This window comes from Hydrogenophaga soli (genome assembly GCF_054777695.1).
Genome location: NZ_BAAHAK010000002.1, coordinates 513,135 through 536,752, shown reverse-complemented (window position 1 = coordinate 536,752; position 23,618 = coordinate 513,135). Strand labels below are relative to the sequence as shown.

The following is a 23,618-nucleotide window of genomic DNA, read 5'->3' as shown; positions in this document are numbered from 1 at the left end:
ATATCACCCCATGAACCATCATCGCGACGAGCCTGAGTTCGGGGCCACCGGCCAGTTTGAGCTGACCGGGGTGTACTTCGTGGACAAGAAGGCCGAGTCCTCCTTTGCGACCACGCTGGGCATGGACCGGATCAAAACCCTGCTGATGGTCGGCATCGGGCCCGCACACCTGAAGGTGCTGACCCAATTGGCCGCCCATCGGCGCTCGGACGTGGACGTGACGCTGATCCACCCGTGGTCACACCTGACCCACCCGGCCATGGTGCCGGGTTTTGTGGCGGGACACTACCCCCTGGAGGCGTGCCAGATCAACCTGCAGGCGCTGTTGCGTGAAGCAGGGGTGCGCTGGATCAACGCACGCTGCGGTGGTCTGGACGCCAGCACCAACTCGGTCATGCTGGACTATGGCGGCAGTGGTCCCTCCCTCAGCGCGACCAACGCCGGGGTCATGGTGCCCCGACCGGCCATGCTGACCTACGACTTCCTGAGTGTGGACAGCCACACCGCCATGGAGCGCCGCCACCTGGATGCCCTGCTGCCCGGGGCCAGCGAACACGGCCTGCTGGCCTTGCCCTGCGAACAGTTCGTCAACCGCTGGTCGCAGTGGCTGCAACGGCTCAAGGCGCAGCCCGGCAAGGCATGGAACGTGTCGGTGGTGGGGGCCGATGCTGCGGCGCTGGAGCTGCTGTTTGCCATGCAGCAAGGCTTGCTGAAAGTGGGCATCCTGGCCCATCTCCGTCTGCTGACGCACGGAACGGAACTGGCCTCGGGCTTTTCTGCCGGGGTGCAGAAGCGGTTGATGGCCCGGCTTGAACACCACCACATCGACGTGTTCGCCCAGCGGTGTGCACGCATCCACGCCGATGCCGTGGAACTGGACGATGGCCAGCGCCTGCCTTCCGACCTGACCCTGATCGCCACCGGCGCCTGTGCGCCCGACTGGCTGCAACACAGTGGCCTGGCCCAGGACAGCCAGGGCCTCATCCAGGTCAACAGCCAGCTGCAAAGCGTGTCGTACCGCAACGTGTTTGCGTCCGGTGCCGTGGCCACCCGGGCCGACCGTCCCGGCGCCGCAGGCATGCAAGCCGACAACGTGGGCAGTGACCTCGCCATCAACCTGCTGGCGTCGTTGACCGAACAGCCCCTGTCGGAACACAAGCCCGCCGACCGGGCCATCCAGGTGATTGCCTGCGGCCCCGGGCACGCCATTGCCCAGTGGGGTTGGCTCCACGGCGAGGGCCGCTGGGCCTGGGGCCTGCGCGAAAAGCAGGACCGCGCCTTTGTGGCGCAGTTCAAACGCTGAGCGTCAGCCGCTCACCGTGAGCCGGGCGGCTTGCCCGGCGGGTGCGGGCAACACGGTACCCACCTCGGCCGCCTGTTCAAAGCCATGGCGGCGGAACACGGCCAGCACCTCGTCCACCGATGCTGCGCTGCAGGACACCAGCAACCCACCGCTGGTTTGCGGGTCGCTCAGCAGCGCCTGGTCCACCGGCGTCAGCCCGTCGCCCAGGGCCACCTCGGCGCCATACGCCGCCCAGTTGCGACCGGACGCCCCGGTGACCATGCCCTGTGCCACCAGGTCGCGCACACCGGGCAGCAACGGCACCCGGGACCAGTCGATGTGAACCCCGCACCCTGCGCCGCGGGCCAGCTCCAGCGCATGCCCAGCCAGGCCGAAGCCGGTCACGTCGGTCAGGGCATGCACCCCGGGCAGGGCCGCCAGCTCGGGGCCGGGGCGGTTCAGGCGGGTGGTGTTGGCGATCATCTGGGCATAACCTGCGGCATCCAGCGCGTTTTTCTTGAGGGCGGCGGACAGCACGCCCACCCCCAGGGGTTTGCCCAGCACCAGGCGGTCGCCCACCCGGGCGTCGGCGTTGCGCTTGACGCGCGAGGGGTGCACCAGCCCCATCACCACCAGACCGTAGATGGGTTCCACCGAGTCGATGGTGTGCCCCCCCGCGATGGGGATGCCCGCGTCGCGGCACACGCTTTGCCCACCTTCCAGGATGCGGCCAATGGTCTGCACACTCAGCACGTTGATGGGCATGCCCACCAAGGCCAGCGCCATGATGGGGGTGCCGCCCATGGCGTACACATCCGAAATGGCGTTGGTGGCCGCGATGCGTCCGAAATCGAACGGATCGTCCACGATGGGCATGAAAAAGTCGGTGGTGGCGATCAGCGCCTGTTCATCGTTCAGCCGGTACACCGCCGCATCGTCCGCGGTTTCGATGCCCACCATCAGCTCAGGGGGCAAGGGCATGCCCGGCATGCGTTGGAGGATGTCGGTCAGCACCCCTGGGGCAATCTTGCAACCACAGCCCCCGCCGTGGGACAACGAGGTCAGGCGCGGTTCTTCCGGGCGGGCAGAGGGGTTGGAGGGGGCAACGGGTTCGGACATGGCGCAATGGAAGGACGTGGACACAAGGGCGCCCACCGGGGCGCACGCAAGGTGGATTGTGCGGTAACGAGAAACCGCCCCAGGGCGCGGTCGGTGGCGGTCTGACAACAGGTGTTGACGTCTTCATGCACTCGACCGTGCCCGGTGTTGGCGAGCCGGAGGGCAGGCGATACGATCGTTCCATCACAGGGATGTGACATGAAGCCACACAGAGTGAACACACCACAGTCACCGTGACCCCAACGAGACAAGCCCCCTGACATCGCCCATGGCCAGCAACCCATTCCTCCAAACCGTGTCAGGCACACCACCCCGGCTGGGTCGTTTTGAACTGGTTCAACTGCTGGGCCGTGGTGCCCAGGCCGCCGTGTGGCTGGCGCACGACCCGCTGCTGGAGCGTGACGTGGCCCTCAAGCTGCTGCACGCGCCCGCCGACGGCAGCCTGCCGCCCGAGGCCCAGCAATGGCTCAAGGAGGCCCGCAACCTCAGCCGCCTGACGCACCCGCACATCGTCACCCTGTTCGAGGCCGACGTGTACGACGGCCGCCCGGGCCTGGTGCTGGAGTACGTCAACGGCCCGTCGCTGGCCCACCGGCTCAGGACCGACGGTGCCCTGCCCGCCCCCCAGGCGGTGGCCCTGATGCTGGAGGTGCTGGATGCCCTGGCCACCGCCCACGCCCAGGGTGTGGTGCACCGCGACCTCAAGCCCGCCAACATCCTGCTGGACCCCCAGGGGCATGCCAAGGTCAGTGACTTTGGCCTGGCCCTGCGCCTGAGCGGCACCCAGGCCGCGGCGCTGCCCCCCGGGGTGGAAGGCACCCCCGGTTACCTGTCGCCGGAGGCGGCCCGCGCCCAGCCGCCCGCCCCTGTGAGCGATGTGTTCAGCGCCGGGCTCATCCTGGCCGAGCTGCTCACCGGCCAGCCCGTGGTGGCCGAGACCGACCCGTTCCGGGCCATCTACCGGGCCGCGCACGAGGACCTGACGCTGCCACCCCACCCCGACCACCCGGTGGACGACGGCCTGCGGGCCCTGATCCACCGCGCCCTGGCGCGCGACCCCTCGCTGCGCTTTGCCGATGCCGCCGCCTTTTCCGACGCCCTGCGCCAGTGGGCCAGCCAGGCCGAGGTGGACGACAGCAGCGACGGCCAAAGCGCCACCCTGGCCTTCCTGCTGCGCCGCATGAAGCGCAACAGCGACTTTCCGGCCATGTCCGAGCAGATCATCCGGGTGCAGAACCTGGCCAGCTCCGAGACCGAAAGCCTCAACGGGCTGACCAACGAAATCCTGAAAGACGTGGCGCTGACCAACAAGGTGCTGCGCATCGTCAACTCGGCCCACTTCAGCCATGTGGGGGCGGGGAACATCAACACCGTGTCGCGGGCGGTCAGCCTCATCGGGTTTTCGGGCATCCGCAACGTGGCCACCAGCCTGGTGCTGCTGGACCACATGGAGAGCAAGGCCCACGCCAACCAGCTCAAGGGCGAGTTCCTGCGGGCCTTGCTGGCAGCGTCGCTGGCGTCGGACCTGCGCCCGGCCCAGCGCGAAGCCGAAGAGGTGTTCATCGGGGCCCTGTTCCAGAACCTGGGCCGCATGCTCACCGAGTTCTACCTGCCCGACGAAGCCCAGCAGGTGCGCCAGGCCATGGCCCCACCGCAACAGCTGAGCGAGGAACTGGCCTCGCGAACCGTGCTGGGCCTGTCGTTCGAGGGCCTGGGCCAGGGCGTGGGCCGGGCCTGGGGCCTGCCCGACACCTTGCTCAAGCTCATGCGCAAGCCCTTGGCCGCCCCCCCGATGCGCCAACCCGCCGACGTGCAGGAGCGCATGCAATGGGTGACGGTGGCCGCCAACGACATGGCGGACGCCTTCCTCAACGCCCCCGACGACCAGCTGGCCACCCAGCTGCGCAAGACCGCGGCCCGCTACGCCGGGGTGCTGGGGTCCAGCACCGACCAGCTCGAATCCGCCGCCCGCCTGGCCCGCGACAAGCTGGCCGCCACCGCCCAGGCCATTGGCCTGAGGGTGCCCGCCAACGCCCCCGGCGCTCGGCTGCTCAAACCGCCGTCACAACCCCTGGGGGCCTCGGCGAACCTGGTCGTGCCCGGCACCACCGAGCTGCATGCCACGGTGCATGCCAGTGTGGGCGCCGGGGCGGTGACACCGCCTGCCCCCCCTGCGGCGCCCCCGGTGGAGGCCCCGCCCGCACCGTCGGCCTCCAGTCAGCGCAAGCAGGCCGATGAAACCGCCTCGCTGCTGGCGCAAGGCATCCAGGATGTGACCAACGCCATGATGGACGAGGGTTTCAAGCTCAACGACGTGCTGCGCATGATCCTGGAAGCCATGTACCGGGCCCTGGGCTTCCGGCAGGTGGTGTTCTGCCTGAAAGACCCCCGCAGCGGCCTGATTCAGGGGCGGCTGGGCCTGGGCACGGGGGCCATGGACGCCGCCAAGGTGTTCCGCGTGGACCTCAGCGACCCACGCAACCTGTTTGCGCTGGTGTGCAACAAGGGGCTGGACACCCTGATCCACAACGCCGCCGACCCCAAGGTCATGAACAACCTGCCCGCGTGGTACCGCCAGCACATCAACGCGCCGTCGTTCATGCTGCTGCCCATGCAGTCCAAGGGCAGCCCCTACGGGCTGATCTACGCCGACCAGGCGCAGGCCGACGGCATCGTGCTGGACGACAAGGGCCTGTCCCTGCTGAAGACGCTGCGCAACCAGGCGGTCATGGCCTTCCGCCAAGCCCAAAAAGGCTGACGCCCTGAGGAAACTTCAAAAAAAAATAGCTGCTTACGCTTTCATACAAAGTGCTGGCAGCCATTTTTATATTGAATTTTTCCTCGACTTCTCAGGTCCCTGGCACGTTGCGGTCGCCCCCCAGTTGCAGGGGCCGGTCCTCAAACTCGGTGTTCAGCACCACCGTGCTGGTGGTGCGGGCCACCCCGGCAATGGCCTTGATCTGGTACAGCACATCCTCCAGGGCGCGGGCGTGGGTGACGCGGATCTTGGCCATGAAGTCGTATTCACCGGCCACGCTGTGCAGCTCCAGCACCTCGGGCATGGCCCGCAGGCGCGGAGCCACCTCCCGGCAGTGGATGCCGCCATCGTTGCGGATGGCCACAAAGGCGGTGAAGTTCAGACCCACGCGCTCAGGGGCCACGCGCAGCGAAAACCGCTCGATCACCCCGCGCTCCACCATCTTGCGCACCCGCTCGTGCACCGCCGCGGTGGACAACCCCACCTCTGCCCCCACATCGGCGTAGGAACGTCGGCTGTCTCCACTCAAGGCCGAAAGAATTCTGGCATCCACATCGTCAATCTGTAAATTCATCGAACAAACCTGGAGTTTCCGCGTTAAACTGGCCCACAACCCACCACATCAGTAAATTTTCCGGCCAAACACCCATCATGACAGACATGATTCAGCCACACCATCCCGCAAGTCACCCTTCATTCAGCCGAAAAGGGCCGCTGGTGGTGGCCCTGCTGCTGGTTTACGTGGTGTGGGGCACCACCTATTTTGGACTGTCGGTGGCGTTGAAAACCATGCCGCCCCTGTTCATGAACGCCAGCCGTTTCCTGGCCGCCGGGTGCCTGATGCTGCTGCTGGCCCGACGCCAAGGTGCCGCCTGGCCCACCGCCGCCCAGTGGCGGCAATCCGCCCTCATCGGTTGTCTGATGGTGTTTGTGGCCATGAACCTGGTGGGGTTTGCCCAAAAAATGGGCATCGGCTCCGGCCTGATGGCCACGGTGGTGGCCACCATGCCCATGTGGCTGACGCTGTGGACGCGCCTGGGCGGGGCCCGTGTGCCCGTCACCAGTTGGGTGGCCCTGGGGCTGGGGGTGGCCGGGGCGGGCCTGCTGGCCCTGGAAGGTGACTTTTCGGCCACCTGGCTGGGCGGCCTGCTGGCCTTTGGGGCCCCCTTGGCCTGGAGCCTGGGCTCCTACCTGTCCAAACACGCCGACCTGCCGCCAGGCCCCATGGCCCCCGCCACCCAATGGCTGTGCGGCGGCGTCCTGGGGGCCGCCACGTCGCTGGCGTTGGAGCCGGTGTCGGCGTGGTCTCACATCAGCACCACCTCGTGGCTGGCCTGGCTGTACCTGGTGGTGATGGGCACGCTGGTGGCCCTCAACGCCTACCTGTGGCTGCTGCAAAACACCTCGGCCACGCTGGCGGGCAGCTACTCGTTCGTCAACCCGGCGGTGGCCCTGCTGGTGGGCGTGGCCTTGGGCGGCGAACAACTCACCGGGTGGGTCTACCTGGCCCTGCCGCTGATCGTGGCCGCCCTGGTGCTGCTGCTGTTCGGGCCGCAGTGGGTGGCGTCGTTGCGCCGCCTCAAACGCACGGTGCAGCCCCTTCGCTGATCAGGCCGCCCTGGGGCGGCAGCGTCCCCACGCCACCATGCCCATCAATCCCGCCAGCAGCCACAGCGCCCACTCGCTCAGCGTGGGCACGCCCGACACGTCGGCCCCCGCCCCCAGACCCACCGGGTCGTCGATGGTGCCGTTGAGCGTCCAGTCGTTGTCCCCCTTTTGGCCGTCGGTCAGCACGTAGGTCACCGTGCCCGCGTTGCGGTCGATGGTGGCGGGGAACACAAACCATTGGCTGCTGGTGTCGGTGGCCGCTTGCTTGCCGTACTTGTAGAGCCGTGCCCCCGCCGGAATGCTGCTGAAGCGCAGCACCACCGTCGCCTGGCTGCCCAGGGTACCCCCGGTCAGCACCACCTTGGTGGCCCCCCCTGAGAACGTGACTCCCGCCGGAGCCGGGGCCGGCAAGGCGATGAACCCCGACGTGGCGGTGCTCACCTGCCAGTTGTTGGTGCTGGCCGCCTGAATGGCCCCCACCACCCCGTTGGTCCCGGGGATGGTTTCAAACGGGGCGGAACAGGTGGCGTGGGTACCGCCGTTGCTGCTGCCGCTGCACGTCCAACCCCAGGCGCTGCTGCCAGCGGTCACCGCGCTGGCGGTGCCACCGTTGGTGGCGCACAGATTGGCGCTGGCCGGGGTGTAAGCACTGGCGGTGTTGGCCGCGCTGCCACAGGTGCCGTTGACCACGGGGATGAACTGCGCCGTCACGGCCTTGGTGCTGGTCACGTTGCTCAGGCTGCAAGCGCCCGTGCCCGTGCAGTCGCCACCCCAACGGTCAAAGGTGTAACCGGCATTGGGGGCGGCGGTGCACGTCGCGCTGCTGCCGTGGGACACGGGGTTGGGCGAACAACTCACCGAGCCCCCGGCCAGCGGGTTGGCGGTGAGGGTGATGGTGTAGGTGTTGAGGGTGAAGGACGCGGCCACCGCGCAGTCGGCGGTGACCGCGCTGGTGGTGTAGGTGCCGCCGCTCAGGCTGCCGCCGCACGTGCCGCCCACGCTGGCGGTGTAACCGCTGTTGGCGGTGACGGTGAAGGCGGGCTGCGCGTTGTAGGCCACCACTTGCGCGGTGTTGGGGCTGATGCTGCCGTTGGCCCCGGCACTGGCGGTGACGGTGTAGCCACGGCCTGCCGAACAGGCATTGGCCGCGGTGCTGGTGCCGCCGTTCTGCCCGTTGCAGCCCCAGGTGTAGCTGCTGTTGCCCGTGGTCACGCTGGTGGGCGTGCCGCTGCTGCACAGGTTGGCACTGGGCGCGGTGGTCACCAGTGCGGCGTTGCTGGAACTGCCACAAGTGCCGTTGACAGGCGCGGCCAGGGTGGTGATGGCCACATTGGCCACGCTGCTGGGGTTGCCCGCCGCGTCTTTGGCCACGAAATACAGCTCGTAGGCGGTGCTGGGGCTCAGGCCGCTGAGGGTGATGGTGGCTGGGGTGTTGGCCACCAGGGCCAGGTTGTTGGCGGCCACCACGGTGACGGCACCGTAGTTGACCCCGGCCTGCACTTCGGCTGCGCTGGGGGCGGCAGAGCCTGCGGGCACCAGCACCCAATACCCGGTGCCGGCTTCATCGGCGGTGACGCTCAGGCTGGCCCCGACATGGCTGGGGCCGGTGCTGATGCTGGGGCCGGTGACGGTGGGGGCGGTGATGTCGGCAAAGCTGGCCGACACCGTGCAACTGGCGGTGACGGCGTTGGTGGTGTAGGTGCCGCTGCTCAGGCTGCCGCCGCAGGTGCCACCCACGCTGGCGGTGTAACCCCCGCTGGGGGTGACGGTGAAGGCGGGCTGCGCGTTGTGGGCCACCACCTGCACGGTGTTGGGGCTGATGCTGCCATTGGCCCCGGCGCTGGGGGTGACGGCGTAACCACGGCCCGCCGAACAGGCATTGGCTGCGGTGCTGGTGCCACCGTTCTGCCCGTTGCAGCCCCAGGTGTAGCTGGCCGTTCCCGGGGTCACGCTGGTGGCGTCTCCGGTGCTGCACAGGTTGGCCGCGGGCGCGGTGGTCACCAGCGTGGCGTTGCTGGCGCTGCCGCAGGCGCCATTGACTTGGGCCGCAAAGTGAGCGGTCACGCTGACGGTGCCCGTGACACCGGTCAGGGAGCAACTCGCCCCCGAACACCCGCCACTGAAGCCGGTGAAGGTGTAGCCACTGTTCGGCGTGGCGGTGCAGGTGGCATTGCCGCCATGGGTGACGGGATTGGGCGAGCAACTCACACCCCCACCCGCAACAGGACTGGCCGTGGCGCTGATGGCGTAGCTGGCCACCTCGAAGTGCGCCACCACATTTTTGGCCGACACCACGTTGCTCAGGACGCAACTGCCCCCGGTGCAGTCGCCACTGAAACCCGTGAAGCTGTAGCCCGCTTGGGGGGTGGCCGTGCAGGTGCTGCTGCCGCCCAGCGTCACACTGCTGGGCGAGCAGCTCACCGTGCCCCACCCCACCGGGTCTGCGGTGGCGGTGATGGCGAAGTCGCCCGCCAGGTCGCCGCTGAGGGAGACCGCGTAGTCGCCATCCCTGGGGAACACCGCGTCCACGCGGTCTGAATAACTGGTCAGCACCAGCTGATACGTGGTGTTGGCGGCCAAGTTGACACCAGAGAGGCGGGCATGCGGGTAGCCCCCGCTGTCGTCGTCTGCCGCAATGAGGTTGGCCCGGGGTTGGGCCGGATCAAACGCCGAATACAGCGCCAGGAAAGAATCGAACGCGGTGCTGCCATTCACGGTGAACGTGAATGTGCCTCCGCTGCTGCCGGTGGTGACGGGAATCACCACACGCGGCATGGCGGTGTTGGCAGAAGCCTGATAGCTGCCGCTGACCCACCGGTTGCTGGGCCGGTCAAACGTGGAAGCGCTGGCCGTGAGGGAGCCGTTGACCACCACATCCACGGCATGGGCGGAGCCCATGAAGCCCCAACAGGCCGCCAAGCCCCACAAAATCCGTCGGCAAAACGCTTGAAACACAGCCATGCCTCTCAGGGATGCGTGGGGAACACGCCTTGCACCGCGATGATGCAGCGCAGGGTGGTGTACGGCATCATGTTGTTGTGGGCTTGGCCACCGCCCACGCTCGCCAGTGCACCCGCGGCCAGGGTGCCGTCTGTCGAAGGGCTGTACAGGTGGCCACTGGCCGCAGCCCCCAGCACATGGTTGGCCGGGTCGGTCAAGGTGGCCGTCTGGGTGCTGACCTGCACGGCGTGGGTGTGCGCAGGGATTTCGTTCAGGGTCAGCGTGTGGGTGGCCTCACCACCCGACTGACCCAAGGTGTACGCCGACAATCCCGGGCCTTGACCGGCCTGCACAGGCACCCTTCCTCGCATGTCGGGCAGGGCAAAGGTGGTGATGCCGTCCCCGCCGAACCGGGTGCCCAACAACGAAAACAACGCCGAATTGGACGCAATGCTGAGCAGTTGCCCGTCACACGACGCCCACCCCGTCGGGGCGAAGTTGTAGGGCACCCACATGATTTCCCCCAGGATGGGCGATGACCCACCCGCCCGGCAGCCATCGGGCATGCCCAGCTGAAGGGCCGCCACCACGGCGGATGCAACGACACGCCAGTTCTTGTTTGTGATGTTCATTGGCAATGTCGCTCAGTTCTGACTGGGGAACACGCCTTGCAACGCGATGATGCAAGTCAACGCAATGAAGGGTTTCATGTTGGTGTGGGGTTGACCGCCCCCCACGGAGGTCACCGACTCCGCAGCCAGCGTTGTGCTGGGGGTGCTGCCGTAAGCCGAAGTGCCCCCGCTGGTCTTGGCCAGGTAGGCGGTGGTATCGGGGGTGGGCAGCGTCGCCTCGCGCCCGTCCACCTGCACCGCATGGGTGTGGGAGGGCAACTCGGCCAGGGTCAGCGTGTGGGCTTCGGTCCCACCCTTTTGCCCCAGAACGTACCCTCCTCCCGCATTCACGTGCAGTGGGGCTCGTCCCTGCAGATCCGGCAAGGCAAAGTTGGTCGTCCCATTGCCCCCATAGGTGGTCCCCAGCAACGAAAACAACGCCACGTTCTGGTTGATGGGCAGAATCTGACCTTTGCACAACGCCCAATTCTTTGGCGCATAGCCAAACGCCACCCAGCGAATCTCGCCCAAAAAGGGGTCGCCTTCCGCCCAGGACAACCCGGGCAGCAAAGCCAGCACCGCGGCCAACAACCGCACACTCAACCGCCACTGGCGTGGTTTCCACATGTGGTTCACCCTCAAGATGGCGTGGGAAAAACACCCTGCAGCGAAATGCAGCACTTCACCGCCAGATAGGGTTGGAGGTTGTTGTGGGGCTGGCTGCCGCCCACTGTGCTCACCGATGCAGGCGCCAACGAGGCGTTGGCACCTGTGCCGTAAATGGGGGCGCTGGCGGGTGCCACCCCTGGTACCCGATCCCGTGGGGTGGCGGCTTTCTCCGCACCGCTGTGCGCTTGCAAGCCATGGCTGTGACTGGGAATTTGCTGAGACGAAAGCACCACCTCCTCAACCCCCCCCGTCTCGCCCAGGGTCCGGCTTTGCAAGCCGGCGCCGGTGCCCATCCCGATCACCGTGCGACTTTGGATGTTGGGCAGCGCAAACGTAGACTGGCCATCCCCACCATAGGTGGTCCCCAGCAGGGTGAACAATGCGTCGTTGTCGGCAATGGGCACCTGCTGGCCATTGCATTCAGCCCACCCCGCGGGGCAGAAATCCCAGCCGCCGCACATCACTTCGCCAATGAACGGCCCGGTCTGTGCCCGCCCGACCAGGGGCAGAACGGACAGGCCGACCCAGCCGACCGCCACCACACCCCGCAAGGCGCGCCGCCATGGCGAGCTGCGGCGGCTCTCTGTTGTGAACATGCTTTTCAACCCCATGAATATGTTGGCCTTCCGGTGCCCAGCGTGATCCGCTGGCGCCACCAAATGCGAACTGTTCACCACAGGCGTCACAACAGCGTCACAACGCTCGCCAAACGCCACCGCGGTATGCTGAAACCCACGGCGCCACGGGAACTTGTGCTTTAGCACTCACTCACAGAGAGTGCTAACATTTGGATTGAGGAGGGTTCCACATGACCGCTGCATTCAACACCCCCGCCCTGGCGGCAGCCCAAACCTGGGCTTTGGTGCCGCCCCTGGGCCACCTGGACGCCTACATTTCGGCCGTCAACCGCATGCCCATGCTCACCCACGAGGAAGAGCAGGCTTACGCCCGCCGCCTGCGCGAGCAAAACGACCTGGATGCCGCCGGCAAGCTGGTGATGTCCCACCTGCGGCTGGTGGTGTCCATCTCCCGCCAGTACCTGGGTTACGGCCTGCCGCACGGCGACCTGATCCAGGAAGGCAACGTGGGCCTGATGAAGGCCGTCAAACGCTTCGACCCCGACCAGGGCGTGCGCCTGGTGAGCTACGCCATGCACTGGATCAAGGCCGAGATCCACGAATACATCCTGAAGAACTGGCGCATGGTCAAGGTGGCCACCACCAAGGCCCAGCGCAAGCTGTTCTTCAACCTGCGCAGCATGAAGCAGGGCTTCCAGGCCGATGCGGGCCTGGACGACAACGCCCCCCACCGCAGCACCCTGTCTGACCGCGAAATCGACGTGGTGGCCAGCGAGCTCAACGTCAAGCGCGAAGACGTCATCGAGATGGAAACCCGCCTGTCCGGCGGCGACGTGGTGCTGGACCCCACGCCCAACGACGATGGCGAGGAAGCCTTTGGCCCCATCGCCTACCTGAGCGACGCCAGCCACGAGCCCACCGCCGTGCTGGAGGCCCGCCGCCGCGACGCCCTGGCCACCGACGGCGTGGCCCAGGCCATGGCGGCGTTGGACGACCGCTCGCGCCGCATCGTGACCGAGCGCTGGCTCAAGGTGAACGACGACGGCACCGGCGGCATGACGCTGCACGAACTGGCCGCTGAATACGGTGTGAGCGCCGAACGCATCCGCCAGATTGAAGTGGCGGCCATGAAGAAGATGCGCAAGAGCCTGAGCGAATTTGCCGCCTGACGGCGCGGCGTTTCGCCTGCGTCATGCGCCCCGCCTCAGGCGGCCTGCAAAAAAACCACTGTCGCCCTCAGGGCCACAGTGGTTTTTTTCATGGAATTTGCAAACTTTTTTGTACCCTATCGCTTTATTGGCGGCACAAGTTTGCTATGGAAATCAAACTTCCCGGCGCAGTGCGGGGAACAGGATGATGTCTCGGATGCTGGGGCTGTCGGTCAACAGCATCATCAGGCGGTCCATGCCAATGCCACAGCCACCGGCCGGGGGCATGCCGTACTCCAGGGCGCGCACGAAGTCGTGGTCGAAGTACATGGCTTCGTCGTCCCCGCCGTCCTTCTGGGCCACCTGGGCATGGAAGCGGGCGGCCTGGTCTTCGGCGTCGTTCAACTCACTGAAGCCGTTGCCGAACTCGCGCCCGGTGATGTAGAGCTCAAAACGCTCGGTCACTTCGGGACGGGTGTCAGAGGCCCGGGCCAGCGGCGAAATTTCGGTGGGGTGCTCGCAGATGAAGGTGGGGTTCCACAACTTCTCTTCCACGGTTTCCTCGAAGTACAGCACCTGCAGCCCTGCCAGGGTGCGGGCGGAGAGTTTGTTCTTCTCTTCGCTCATGCCCAGCTTCTTCAGGGCGTTGATGAGCCACTCGCGATCGTCCACCGCGGCCACGCCATGGTGGCCCAGGTCGCCGCCCGCCGCGGTGTGCTTGAGGATGGCTTCGCGGATGGTCAGGCGCTCGAACGGTTGGCTCAGGTCCACCGGCTCGCCGTTGTAGGTGAGCTGCAGCGTGCCCGCCGCCTTCATGGCTGCATCACGGATCAACTTTTCGGTGAAGTCCATCAGGTCCTGGTAATTCCAGTACGCCGCGTAGAACTCCATCATGGTGAACTCGGGGTTGTGGCGGACGCTGATGCCTTCGTTGCGGAAGTTGCGGTTGATTTCAAACACCCGCTCGAACCCGCCCACCAGCAATCGCTTGAGGTACAGCTCGGGCGCAATGCGCAGGAACATCTGCTGGTCCAGCGCGTTGTGGTGCGTCTCGAACGGCTTGGCGTTGGCACCACCGGGAATGGGGTGGAGCATGGGGGTTTCCACTTCCAGGAAACCGTGTTCCACCATGAATTCGCGAATGCCACTGACCGCACGGCTGCGGGCCACAAACCGCTTGCGGGTGGCCTCGTCGGTCATCATGTCCACGTAGCGCTGGCGGTACTTGACCTCCTGGTCGTGGATGCCGTGGAACTTGTCGGGCAGCGGGCGCAGGCTCTTGGTCAGCAGGCGCACGCGGGTGGCGTGGATGGACAACTCGCCCGTGCGGGTCTTGAACACCTTGCCCTCGGCGGCAATGATGTCCCCCAGGTCCCAGTGCTTGAACTCCGCCAGCGCTTCGGCGCCCACGCTGTCGTTGTTCAGGTAGATCTGGATGCGGCCATTGCTGGGGCCAAACGAGGCGTCTTGCAGCGTGGCGAAACAAGCCTTGCCCATCACGCGCTTCAACATCATGCGACCGGCCACGCTGGCGGTGGCTGCCAGGGGCTCCAGTTCTTCCTGGCTCAGGGCATCAAAACGGCCAAACAGGTCTTCAGCCCGGTCGGCGGGCTTGAAATCGTTGGGAAATGCCACCCCGCCTTGGGCCTGGGCCTTCTCACGGATGCCTTTGAGCTTTTCGCGACGCTCGGCAATGAGCTGGTTGTCGTCAAAGGCTTCGGAGGCGTGGGCGTGCGCGGCAGACGCGGGAGGGGTTTGTGAAGTCATGATGGGGAAAAAGAAAATGGGCTGCGCCGTAAAGCGCAACCCATCATTTTAAGTTTGAACGACATGCGGGGACGAAACCCGCCCCGCACAGCGGAAAAACCTCACTCGCCCAGGTACGCGGCGCGAACCTTGGGGTCGTCCAGCATCAACTTGGCGTCGCCGGTCATGGTGATGAGACCGGAGTCCATCACGTAGCCACGGTCGGCAATCTTCAGGGCGCGGCTGGCGTTCTGTTCCACCAGGAGGATGGTCACGCCCTGGGCGTACACGTCGCGCACCACTTCGAAGATCTTGTCCACCATGATGGGGGACAAGCCCATGGAAGGTTCGTCCAGCAACAGCACCTTGGGGCGGCTCATCAGCGCACGCGCCATGGCCAGCATTTGCTGCTCGCCACCCGACATGGTGCCGGCCAGCTGGTCCTTGCGTTCGCGCAGACGCGGGAAGATGTTGAACATCTTTTCCATGTCGGCGGCAATGCCGTCGTTGTCGTTGCGGGTGAAAGCACCGATTTGCAGGTTTTCCGTGATGGTCATGCGGGTGAACACCCCACGACCTTCCGGCACCATGGCCAGGCCTTCCTTGACCAGGTCCCAAGAGCCCTTGCCCTTGATGCTCTGGCCCAGGTACTCGATGTCACCTTCGGCAAAGGGCAAGGTGCCCGTGATGGCCTTCATGGTGGTGGTCTTGCCTGCGCCGTTGGACCCGATCAGGGTGACCAACTCGCCCTCGTTCACCTCCAGATCGGCACCCTTGACGGCCTTGATGCCGCCGTAGTTGACCTTGAGGCCCTTGACTTTCAGCAGTGTTTTTGCCATTGGGAAGTTCTCGCTGCGTTCAGTGGCCCGTGCCCAGATAGGCTTCGATCACTTTTTCGTTCTTCTGCACCTCGGCCGGCGTGCCGCTGACCAGCGGCTTGCCATAGTCGAGCACGGTGACATGGTTGCACAGGCCCATGACCAGCTTGACGTCGTGCTCGATGAGCAGGATGGTGCGGTTGTCATTGCGGATGCGGTCGATCAGCTCGCGCAGCTGCACCTTTTCGGTCGCGTTCATGCCGGCGGCCGGTTCGTCCAGCGCAATCAATTGCGGGTCGGTGGCCAAGGCACGGGCAATTTCCAGACGACGCTGGTCGCCGTAGGACAGGGTGCGGGCCTTGAAGTCGGCATACTTGCCAATGCCCACGTAGTCCAGCAGCTCCTGGGCGCGCTTGGCAATGGCTTGCTCTTCTGCCTTGAAGGCGGGGGTGCGGAGCACCGCGCCCAGCAGGCCCGACTTGGTGCGCACATGGCGACCCACCATCACGTTTTCCAGCGCGGTCATTTCGGCAAACAACCGGATGTTCTGGAACGTGCGGGCAATACCGGCCTTGGCCACTTCATGCACCGCAGTGGGTGTGTAGGGCTTGCCAGCCAGCTCGAACGTTCCGCTGTCGGGCGTGTACAGCCCCGTCAGCACGTTGAAGAAGGTGGTTTTGCCAGCACCGTTGGGACCGATCAGGCCATAGACCTGACCCCGCTTGATGGTGATGCCCACATCGCTCAGGGCCTGGAGGCCACCGAACCGTTTGGACACACCCGCGACTTTCAGCACGATGTCAGCGCTCATGCTGCATCTCCTTTGCTCAGGGACTTGCCGTGCTCAGGCGCTGGCCACAGGCCGCGCGGACGAGACAGCATGATGATGATCATGGCCAGTGCAATCAGCAGCTGACGCAGGATTTCGGGGGCCAGACGGCCATCGGTCAGCATGGTCAGCGGACCGGCCATGTGACGCAGCAGCTCAGGCAGGGCCGCCAGCAACAGGGCACCCAGGACCACACCAGGGATGTGACCCAGACCACCCAGCGTGACCATGGCCACGATCATGGTGGACTCCATCAGGCTGAAGGACTCCGGAGACACAAACCCTTGGAAGCTGGCGAAGATCACGCCCGACACGCCACCGAACGACGCGCCCATGCCGAAGGCCAGCAACTTGAGGTTGCGGGTGTTCAGGCCCATGGCCTTGGCGGCAATTTCGTCTTCACGGATGGCCATCCAGGCACGGCCGATGCGCGAACGCTCCAGGCGGGTGGACACCAGCACGATCAGCAACACAAACAGCAGGATCAGGTAGTAATACAGCGTGACCGACTGGAACGTGATGCCGAAGAAGGTCTGCTTCTGGCCCAGGCTGACACCAAACACCGAAATGGCGTCGATCTGCATCAGACCCTTGGGGCCGTTGGTGATGTTGACCGGGCGGTCCAGGTTCAGCATGAAGATGCGGATGATTTCACCGAAGCCCAGGGTCACGATGGCCAGGTAGTCACCGCGCAGCTTGAGGGTGGGGGCACCCAGCAGCATGCCCACCGTTCCCGCGACCACCAAGGCGGCAATCAGGATCCACCACACGCTGTTGTGCATGCCGTTGGGGAACATCGCCGCCAACGCCGGAAAGGTGTCGGTCAGGTGGGGCGAGTTCAGCAAGCCCATCAGGTAGGCACCGGTGGCGAAGAACGCCACGTAGCCCAAGTCCAGCAGACCGGCAAAACCCACGATGATGTTCAGGCCCAAGGCCAGCATCACGTACAGCAGAGCCATGTCGACGATGCGAACCCAGGCGTTGCCAAAGGGTTGCAGCAGCAGGGGCAGCACCAGCAGCCCCAAGCCACAGAGCGCAAACCAAATGAATTTGCCTTGTTGATTTTTGTAGTTCATGAAGTTTCTCCTCGGTCGCTCAGGCGCGGTCCGCCACGCGCTCACCCAACAGACCCGAAGGACGCAGCGTCAGCACGATGATCAGCACGACAAACGCGAAGATGTCTGAATACTGGCTGCCCAGCACACCCCCGGTCAGGTCGCCCAGGTAACCCGCACCAATGCCTTCGATCAGGCCCAGGGAAATCCCCCCGACCACCGCACCGGCCAGGTTGCCGATGCCACCGAACACGGCTGCGGTGAAGGCCTTCAGACCCGGCATGAAGCCCATGGAGTGCTGCACGGTGCCGTAGTTGGCGGCCCACATCACGCCAGCCAGCGCGGCCAGCATGGCCCCGATGACGAAGGTGGCGGAAATCACGAAGTCGGGTTTGATGCCCATCAGGCCGGCCACGCGGGGGTTTTCAGCCGTGGCACGCATGGCACGCCCCAGCTTGGTGCTGTTGACCAGCCACATCAGCAGGGCCAGCGTGATGGCGGTGGAAGCCAGGATGAACACCTGGGTCACCGAAATCACCGCTCCGCCAATGGCAAAGGGCTCGGTGGACAGCACCGACGGATACGACTTGGGATTGGGTTTCCAGATGATCATGGCGATGGTCTGCAGCAGCAGCGACATGCCGATGGCCGTGATCAGCGGAGCCAGACGAGGCGAATTGCGCAGAGGCCGGTAGGCCAGCTTCTCGATGGTGAAGTTCAACACCGAGCACACCACCATCGCAATGAGGATGGCCAGCACCAGAACGATCCAACCCGGCGCACCGGGCATGGCCTCTTGCATGGCAATGATGATGGTCCAACTGGTGAGCGCACCCACCATCAGCACGTCACCGTGGGCAAAGTTGATCAGCCCGATGATGCCGTACACCATGGTGTATCCCAGCGCCACCAGTGCGTACATGCTGCCCAAGACCAGACCGTTGATGATCTGCTGTAGCAAGATATCCATATGTGTGTTTCTCCGTTGTTGGGGCACCTGCCAACCAGGTCCAAGTCGAACTGGCTAGCAAAAAACCCGCCAGCCAACTTCCTGTAGGAACCTGGCTGCGGGCTGGAGGCGGATTGTAGCCAAGGGGCTTACCCGAAAAACCGCCGCACGGCGCCGGATTGCTCGGGTTTTCCCGAGGGCATTGGGGTCATTTCAACCCGTTTCCCTGCTGCATCAGAGAAGCAGCATCTTCATCAGCCCGACTGATTATTCAGCAACACACTGAAGTCATGCTAATTTTTCATGAAGCTGTCATGCGCTTCGGCGGATAAACCCCAATGGGTCAGCACGGGTCGGCTTCATCGTCCAGTTTTTGCAGAAACGCCAGCTTTTCCCCGATCTTCGCTTCCAGCCCCCGCGGCACCGGCTGGTACCAATGTGGTGCAGCCATGCCCTCGGGCAGGTAGGTTTCGCCCGCCGCATAGGCATGGGGCTCATCGTGGGCGTAGCGGTATTCGCGGCCGTGCCCCAGCTCCTTCATGAGCTGGGTGGGCGCATTGCGAAGGTGGACAGGCACCTCGCGGCTCTTGTCCTGCTTCACAAAGCTGCGTGCGGCGTTGTAGGCCTTGTAGCCCGCGTTGCTTTTGGCGGCCACCGCCAGGTAGATGACCGCCTGCCCCAGCGCCAGCTCGCCCTCGGGGCTGCCCAAACGCTCAAAGGTGAGTGCAGCGTCGTTGGCCACCTGCAGGGCCCGCGGATCGGCCAAGCCGATGTCTTCCCAGGCCATGCGCACGATGCGGCGCGACAGGTAGCGAGGATCGGCACCGCCATCGAGCATGCGGCACAACCAGTACAGCGCAGCATCGGGGTTGGAGCCCCTGACCGACTTGTGCAAGGCGGAAATCTGGTCGTAGAAGTGATCCCCGCCTTTGTCGAAACGGCGGGCGTTCAAGCTCAGGGCGTTGGTGACGAACGCGGCGTCCACGGTCTGCGTGCCCGCCGCCCCGGCCGCCGTGCTGCACTGCTCCAGCAGGTTGAGAAAACGCCGTGCGTCGCCATCGGCATACCCCACCAAGGTGTCCACGGCCGCCGCCTCCAACTGAAGGTGGGCCAGGGCCTCGCGTTGCGCCCGCTGGAGCAGCAAACGCAGCTCGTCGTCGGTCAATGACTTCAGCACATACACCTGCGCCCGCGACAGCAGGGCCGAATTCACCTCGAACGAGGGGTTCTCGGTGGTGGCCCCGATGAAGGTGAACAGCCCCGATTCCACATGCGGCAGCAACGCGTCCTGCTGCGATTTGTTGAACCGGTGGATTTCATCCACGAACAGGATGGTGTGTTTGCCCTGGCTGAGGTGCTGCTGGGCCTGCTCCATGGCGGTGCGGATGTCCTTGACCCCCGAAAACACCGCCGACAGGGCAATGAACTCGCTGCCGAAGGCGTGGGCGGTCAGCCGGGCCAACGTGGTCTTGCCCACGCCGGGCGGCCCCCAGAAGATCATGGAATGGGCCTTGCCCGACTGGAACGCCAGCCGCAGCGGCTTGCCCGGCCCCAGCAAATGGCTTTGCCCCACCACCTCGTCCAACGTGCGGGGGCGCAACAGCTCGGCCAGCGGGGCCATGGGCTCCTGTGCAAACAAATCAGTCACCCCCACACCCTCCTCCGCTGCAACCACCGTCGCCCGAACCATCGCTTCCCGCATCCCCGGAAGTGCCGTCCGGACCCCAACCGTCGGTGGACCCATCCACCGAGGCGTCTGAAAAATCACCCGCGCACTGCGTCCCACCCGAGCCATCGTCCCGCCGCACGCCCGAGCAGTCGGGCACATACCGGTAGCCGTCGGGGATGCCGAACTTGGCGTCCAGCGCGAACAGCAGGGGCAGGCGCGACGGCTTGGCGGGTTGGATGGACTCGATGCGGCAACACCACCACCAGCAGCGCCGCAACCCGGCGTTGATGTCCCGCTTCTTGCCCAGCACCGCCGCTGGCGTGTGGTGGAAGAACCGCCCAAAGGCCTGGCGGCAGAACGCGTCGTAGGCCTTGGTGTACAGAATGAACTCGTGCCACAGGTCGTCGGCCAGCTGCGAGGGCATGGCCAGCGAGGCATGGCCGCTCATCTGGTAGGCCCGGAAGAACTGCCGCAGGCCCTGGGCCACCAGCTCGGTGTCTCGCGGGGTCAATTGCGGGCGACGCTTGCGCAAACGCTCCAGCAGGCCCCGGGGCCAGGGGTATTGGTCGAGAAACGCCGTGCGCCGCTGCCGCACCCGCATGCGCCACACCACACCGGCCAGGGTCACGGTGGCCAGCGCCAAGCCCCCGCTCAGAAGGCTTGCCAAGTTCAGGGCCACCGTTGGCCTGCCTCAGGGTTTGAGCACGTCCGCACCGGGCGGCGGCTTGAAATTGAAATGCCCCGCTTCAAACGCCGGGTTGGCCTTGAAGCCCTCGAACTTGAGCACCGAGCGCTGGCCAAAGCTGTCTTCCATTTCCAGCACCGCCAGCTGGCCGTCGGCAAAACCCACACGCACGCTGCGCAGCGTGCCATCGGCCTGGCGGGGCACGGCCTTGGCCCAGCTCAGGCCCTGGGCTTCGGGCTCGTCGGACAGTTCGAACACCTCGGCCAGCTTGGACAAACTGGCCGACGACGTGACCAGCGCCGCCGGTGCACTGCCCAGCGCCTGGGCCTGGGGCTTTTGGGTCACCTGGTTGAGGTCGCGGTCGAACAGCCACAGCGTCTTGCCATCGGCCACGATGGTCTGCTCGAACGGGCGGCTGTACTCGAAGCGAAAGCGGTCGGGCCGCTGAAACTCGAAACGCCCGCCCGAGGTCTTGGTGCGCGGCGCAGCCTGCCCGGCGCGGCTGGGCGCGGTCACGGTCTGGGTGAAGGCGGCACTGCCCGCCCGTGTGCCCGACAGAAAGTTTTCAAGGTCTTTCAGGCCTCCAGCGCTTGCATTGAAAGCGCAAGAAGCTATAAAAACAGAAGCAACTAGTTTGTGCATGTGGGTCAATCGGCGCGGGGCGCCACCAGGATGTCGCGCTGGCCGCTGCTGGTCAGGGCGCTCACCAGACCGGCTTTTTCCATGTCTTCCAGCAGGCGGGCCGAGCGGTTGTAGCCAATTTTCAGCTTGCGCTGCACATAGCTGATGCTGGCCTTGCGGTCTTTCAGGACGATTTCCACCGCCATGTCGTACATGGGGTCCTTTTCGCCGGAAGCGCCACCACCGTCGACCTCGCCACCAAAACCATCGCCCTCGCCCACCGGGGCTTCCAGCACGCCGTCGATGTAGTTGGGCTCGCCGCCTTGTTCTTTGAGATAAGCCACCACGCGGTGCACCTCTTCGTCGGACACAAACGCGCCGTGCACCCGCTGGGGGAAGCCCGTGCCACTGGGCATGTAGAGCATGTCACCCATGCCCAACAGGGCTTCGGCGCCCATCTGGTCGAGGATGGTTCGGCTGTCGATCTTGCTGGACACCTGGAAGCTGATGCGGGTGGGGATGTTGGCCTTGATGAGGCCGGTGATCACGTCCACGCTGGGCCGCTGCGTGGCCAGGATGAGGTGGATGCCCGCGGCCCGCGCCTTTTGCGCCAGGCGGGCAATGAGCTCTTCGATCTTCTTGCCCACCACCATCATCAGGTCGGCCAACTCGTCGATGACCACCACGATGTGCGGCAGGCGGTCCAGCGGTTCGGGCTGCTCAGGCGTGAGGCTGAAGGGGTTGCCAATGATCTCGCCCCGCGCCTTGGCCTCGTCGATCTTGGTGTTGAAACCGGCCAGGTTGCGCACGCCCATCTTGCTCATGAGCTTGTAGCGCTTTTCCATTTCGGCCACGCACCAGTTCAGGCCGTTGGCGGCCTGTTTCATGTCGGTGACCACCGGGCACAGCAGGTGCGGAATGCCCTCGTAGACGCTCATTTCCAGCATCTTGGGGTCGATGAGCATGAGGCGCACGTCGTGGGCGTCGGCCTTGTACAGCAGGCTCAGGATCATGGCGTTGATGCCCACCGACTTACCCGACCCCGTGGTGCCGGCCACCAGGCAGTGCGGCATCTTGGCCAGGTCGGCCACCACCGGGTTGCCCACGATGTCCTTGCCCAGACCCATGGTGAGCAGGCTCTTGGCGTCGTTGTAGACCTGCGAGCCCAGGATTTCGCTCAGGCGGATGGTCTGCCGCTTGGCGTTGGGCAGCTCCAGCGCCATGGTGTTCTTGCCCGGGATGGTCTCGATCACGCGGATGGACACCAGGCTCAAGGACCGCGCCAAGTCCTTGGCCAGGTTGACGACCTGCGCCCCCTTAACCCCGGTGGCGGGGTCGATTTCGTAGCGGGTGATGACCGGGCCGGGGGCCGCCGCCACCACCGTGACCTGCACACCAAAGTCAGAGAGCTTTTTCTCGATGAGGCGGCTGGTCATTTCCAGCGTTTCGGGCGACACCGTTTCCTGCCGTCCGGGCGGGCCATCCAGCAGGTCCACCTGGGGCAGGTGCGAATCGGGCATTTCGGAGAACAGCGGTTTTTGCCGTTCCTTCACCACCCGCTCGCTGACGGCAATGTCGGCGGCCACAGGCTCAATGTGAATCGCCCGCTCCACCCGGTGGGTGCTGGGTGCCGCTGCAACTGCCGCGGCATGGGCAGGGGCCTCGTCCCAGGGCGGGGTGAGCTCGTTGAGCAGGTCAGGTCCCGTGGGGGCCACGGGCAAGGGGCCGTCCAGGGTGGGTTCCTTGAACACCGCGGGTGATGGATGACCATGGGGCAAAGCCTCGGCCCAGTCGGCCACCGACTCTTCGCGCTGACGCACCGCCTGGCGCCCGATCTGGGCGTCTTCGTTCGCTTCCAGGCGGTCCTTGCGGGCCTGCCACCAACCGTCCAGGCGAGCACCGATGGATTCGGCCCAGTGCCCCCACGAAAACTGGAACACCCGGGCCGACGCCAGCACCATGACCACAATGGCCAGCAAGGCCGAACCGTTGAACCCCAGCCAGCGCACCGCCATGGGCCCCAGCCAATAGCCGAACGCCCCGCCCGCATGCCCGGGCAGCCAGGCCTCCAGCCGGTACAGGCGGCTCCATTCCAGCACCATGCTGGCCACCAGCAGCGCCAGAAACAGCGCCCAATAACCCAGGCGGCGCAAGGGAGCCGCATGCACCCAGGCCCAGCGGCCTTCGGGTTCAGGCTCAGTCGGCGCACGCTCGGTGCGCAGCCAGTTGGCCAGCGTGCCCAGCCACACCCGCACCCCCACCAGCACCATCCACCAGGACGACAGGCCAAACAGGTACAGCGCCATGTCGGACACATAGGCCCCCGCCCGGCCCGCCCAGTTGGTGACAGCGCCGCCTTGCCCTGTGGTGGACCAGGCCGGGTCGGACGCATGGTGCGTCAGCAAGGCCAGCAAGGCAAACACCAGCAGCACCAGCCCCACGACCAGGCCCATCTCCTGGGTGAAACGGCGAATGCCCGACGGGGGGGCCGTGGCGCGATCGGTGTTGAGGGTGTTGAGTGAATAAGTCATGC

Annotated in this window: 19 protein-coding genes; 4 read left to right on the top strand and 15 right to left on the bottom strand. The window is 65.5% G+C overall.

Annotated elements, in window-relative coordinates; all coding sequences use genetic code 11:
• The first annotated feature begins 10 nt into the window (after window positions 1-10).
• Window positions 11-1,303: an NAD(P)/FAD-dependent oxidoreductase gene (locus ACYVB7_RS05640; RefSeq protein ID WP_460505643.1), complete on the top strand. Its 1,293-nt coding sequence runs from the start codon at window positions 11-13 to the stop codon at window positions 1,301-1,303.
• Between the two features lie 3 nt (window positions 1,304-1,306).
• Here ACYVB7_RS05640 and selD read toward each other — a convergent pair whose 3' ends face one another.
• Entirely contained in the window at window positions 1,307-2,401 is a 1,095-nt protein-coding gene (gene selD / locus ACYVB7_RS05635) for a selenide, water dikinase (protein ID WP_460505642.1), read from the bottom strand.
• 268 nt (window positions 2,402-2,669) lie between these two features.
• Between selD and ACYVB7_RS05630 the strand changes: the two genes are divergently transcribed.
• Complete coding sequence (locus ACYVB7_RS05630) at window positions 2,670-5,159, top strand: protein kinase domain-containing protein (protein WP_460505641.1); 2,490 nt, start codon at window positions 2,670-2,672, stop codon at window positions 5,157-5,159.
• A 91-nt stretch (window positions 5,160-5,250) separates the two neighbouring features.
• On the opposite strand, the gene ACYVB7_RS05625 is transcribed toward ACYVB7_RS05630, so the two are convergent.
• Window positions 5,251-5,733, bottom strand: a complete 483-nt coding sequence (locus tag ACYVB7_RS05625) for an Lrp/AsnC family transcriptional regulator (protein ID WP_460505640.1) — start codon at window positions 5,731-5,733, stop codon at window positions 5,251-5,253.
• Between the two features lie 86 nt (window positions 5,734-5,819).
• Between ACYVB7_RS05625 and ACYVB7_RS05620 the strand changes: the two genes are divergently transcribed.
• Window positions 5,820-6,767, top strand: coding sequence for an EamA family transporter (locus ACYVB7_RS05620; protein ID WP_460505713.1), 948 nt, complete (start codon window positions 5,820-5,822; stop codon window positions 6,765-6,767).
• On the opposite strand, the gene ACYVB7_RS05615 is transcribed toward ACYVB7_RS05620, so the two are convergent.
• From ACYVB7_RS05615 to ACYVB7_RS05600, 4 genes are read right to left on the bottom strand one after another with little or no spacing between them, the layout of a single operon-like run.
• Window positions 6,768-9,728 carry an IPTL-CTERM sorting domain-containing protein gene (locus ACYVB7_RS05615; RefSeq protein WP_460505639.1) on the bottom strand — a complete coding sequence of 987 codons (2,961 nt, stop codon included), beginning with the start codon at window positions 9,726-9,728 and terminating at the stop codon, window positions 6,768-6,770.
• A gap of 5 nt (window positions 9,729-9,733) precedes the next feature.
• Window positions 9,734-10,339: a phage tail protein gene (locus ACYVB7_RS05610; protein WP_460505637.1), complete on the bottom strand. Its 606-nt coding sequence runs from the start codon at window positions 10,337-10,339 to the stop codon at window positions 9,734-9,736.
• 12 nt (window positions 10,340-10,351) lie between these two features.
• Window positions 10,352-10,945, bottom strand: coding sequence for a phage tail protein (locus ACYVB7_RS05605; protein ID WP_460505636.1), 594 nt, complete (start codon window positions 10,943-10,945; stop codon window positions 10,352-10,354).
• A gap of 11 nt (window positions 10,946-10,956) precedes the next feature.
• Entirely contained in the window at window positions 10,957-11,583 is a 627-nt protein-coding gene (locus tag ACYVB7_RS05600; RefSeq protein WP_460505635.1) for a phage tail protein, read from the bottom strand.
• A gap of 212 nt (window positions 11,584-11,795) precedes the next feature.
• Between ACYVB7_RS05600 and rpoH the strand changes: the two genes are divergently transcribed.
• Window positions 11,796-12,734: an RNA polymerase sigma factor RpoH gene (gene rpoH, locus ACYVB7_RS05595; RefSeq protein ID WP_460505634.1), complete on the top strand. Its 939-nt coding sequence runs from the start codon at window positions 11,796-11,798 to the stop codon at window positions 12,732-12,734.
• Window positions 12,735-12,887: 153 nt separating this feature from the next.
• Here rpoH and lysS read toward each other — a convergent pair whose 3' ends face one another.
• From lysS to ACYVB7_RS05550, 9 genes are all read right to left on the bottom strand, one after another.
• Entirely contained in the window at window positions 12,888-14,480 is a 1,593-nt protein-coding gene (gene lysS, locus ACYVB7_RS05590) for a lysine--tRNA ligase (RefSeq protein WP_460505633.1), read from the bottom strand.
• Between the two features lie 101 nt (window positions 14,481-14,581).
• Complete coding sequence (locus tag ACYVB7_RS05585) at window positions 14,582-15,298, bottom strand: ABC transporter ATP-binding protein (protein WP_460505632.1); 717 nt, start codon at window positions 15,296-15,298, stop codon at window positions 14,582-14,584.
• Window positions 15,299-15,317: 19 nt separating this feature from the next.
• On the bottom strand, window positions 15,318-16,088 hold the full coding sequence (locus tag ACYVB7_RS05580; RefSeq protein ID WP_460505631.1) for an ABC transporter ATP-binding protein: 771 nt from the start codon (window positions 16,086-16,088) through the stop codon (window positions 15,318-15,320).
• Complete coding sequence (locus tag ACYVB7_RS05575; protein ID WP_460505630.1) at window positions 16,085-17,182, bottom strand: branched-chain amino acid ABC transporter permease; 1,098 nt, start codon at window positions 17,180-17,182, stop codon at window positions 16,085-16,087. The genes ACYVB7_RS05580 and ACYVB7_RS05575 overlap by 4 nt, the downstream gene beginning before the upstream one ends.
• Before the next feature lie 19 nt (window positions 17,183-17,201).
• Window positions 17,202-18,131 (bottom strand): branched-chain amino acid ABC transporter permease, encoded by a 930-nt coding sequence (locus ACYVB7_RS05570; protein ID WP_460505629.1) that lies wholly within the window; start codon window positions 18,129-18,131, stop codon window positions 17,202-17,204.
• Window positions 18,132-18,453: 322 nt separating this feature from the next.
• Window positions 18,454-19,758, bottom strand: a complete 1,305-nt coding sequence (locus ACYVB7_RS05565) for a replication-associated recombination protein A (RefSeq protein WP_460505627.1) — start codon at window positions 19,756-19,758, stop codon at window positions 18,454-18,456.
• On the bottom strand, window positions 19,751-20,446 hold the full coding sequence (locus tag ACYVB7_RS05560; RefSeq protein WP_460505626.1) for a glycine-rich domain-containing protein: 696 nt from the start codon (window positions 20,444-20,446) through the stop codon (window positions 19,751-19,753). Before ACYVB7_RS05560 ends, ACYVB7_RS05565 begins: the two co-directional genes overlap by 8 nt.
• A 24-nt stretch (window positions 20,447-20,470) precedes the next feature.
• Window positions 20,471-21,106, bottom strand: coding sequence for a LolA family protein (gene lolA, locus ACYVB7_RS05555; RefSeq protein WP_460505625.1), 636 nt, complete (start codon window positions 21,104-21,106; stop codon window positions 20,471-20,473).
• A 5-nt stretch (window positions 21,107-21,111) separates the two neighbouring features.
• Window positions 21,112-23,616 carry a DNA translocase FtsK gene (locus ACYVB7_RS05550; RefSeq protein ID WP_460505624.1) on the bottom strand — a complete coding sequence of 835 codons (2,505 nt, stop codon included), beginning with the start codon at window positions 23,614-23,616 and terminating at the stop codon, window positions 21,112-21,114.
• Window positions 23,617-23,618: the final 2 nt, after the last annotated feature.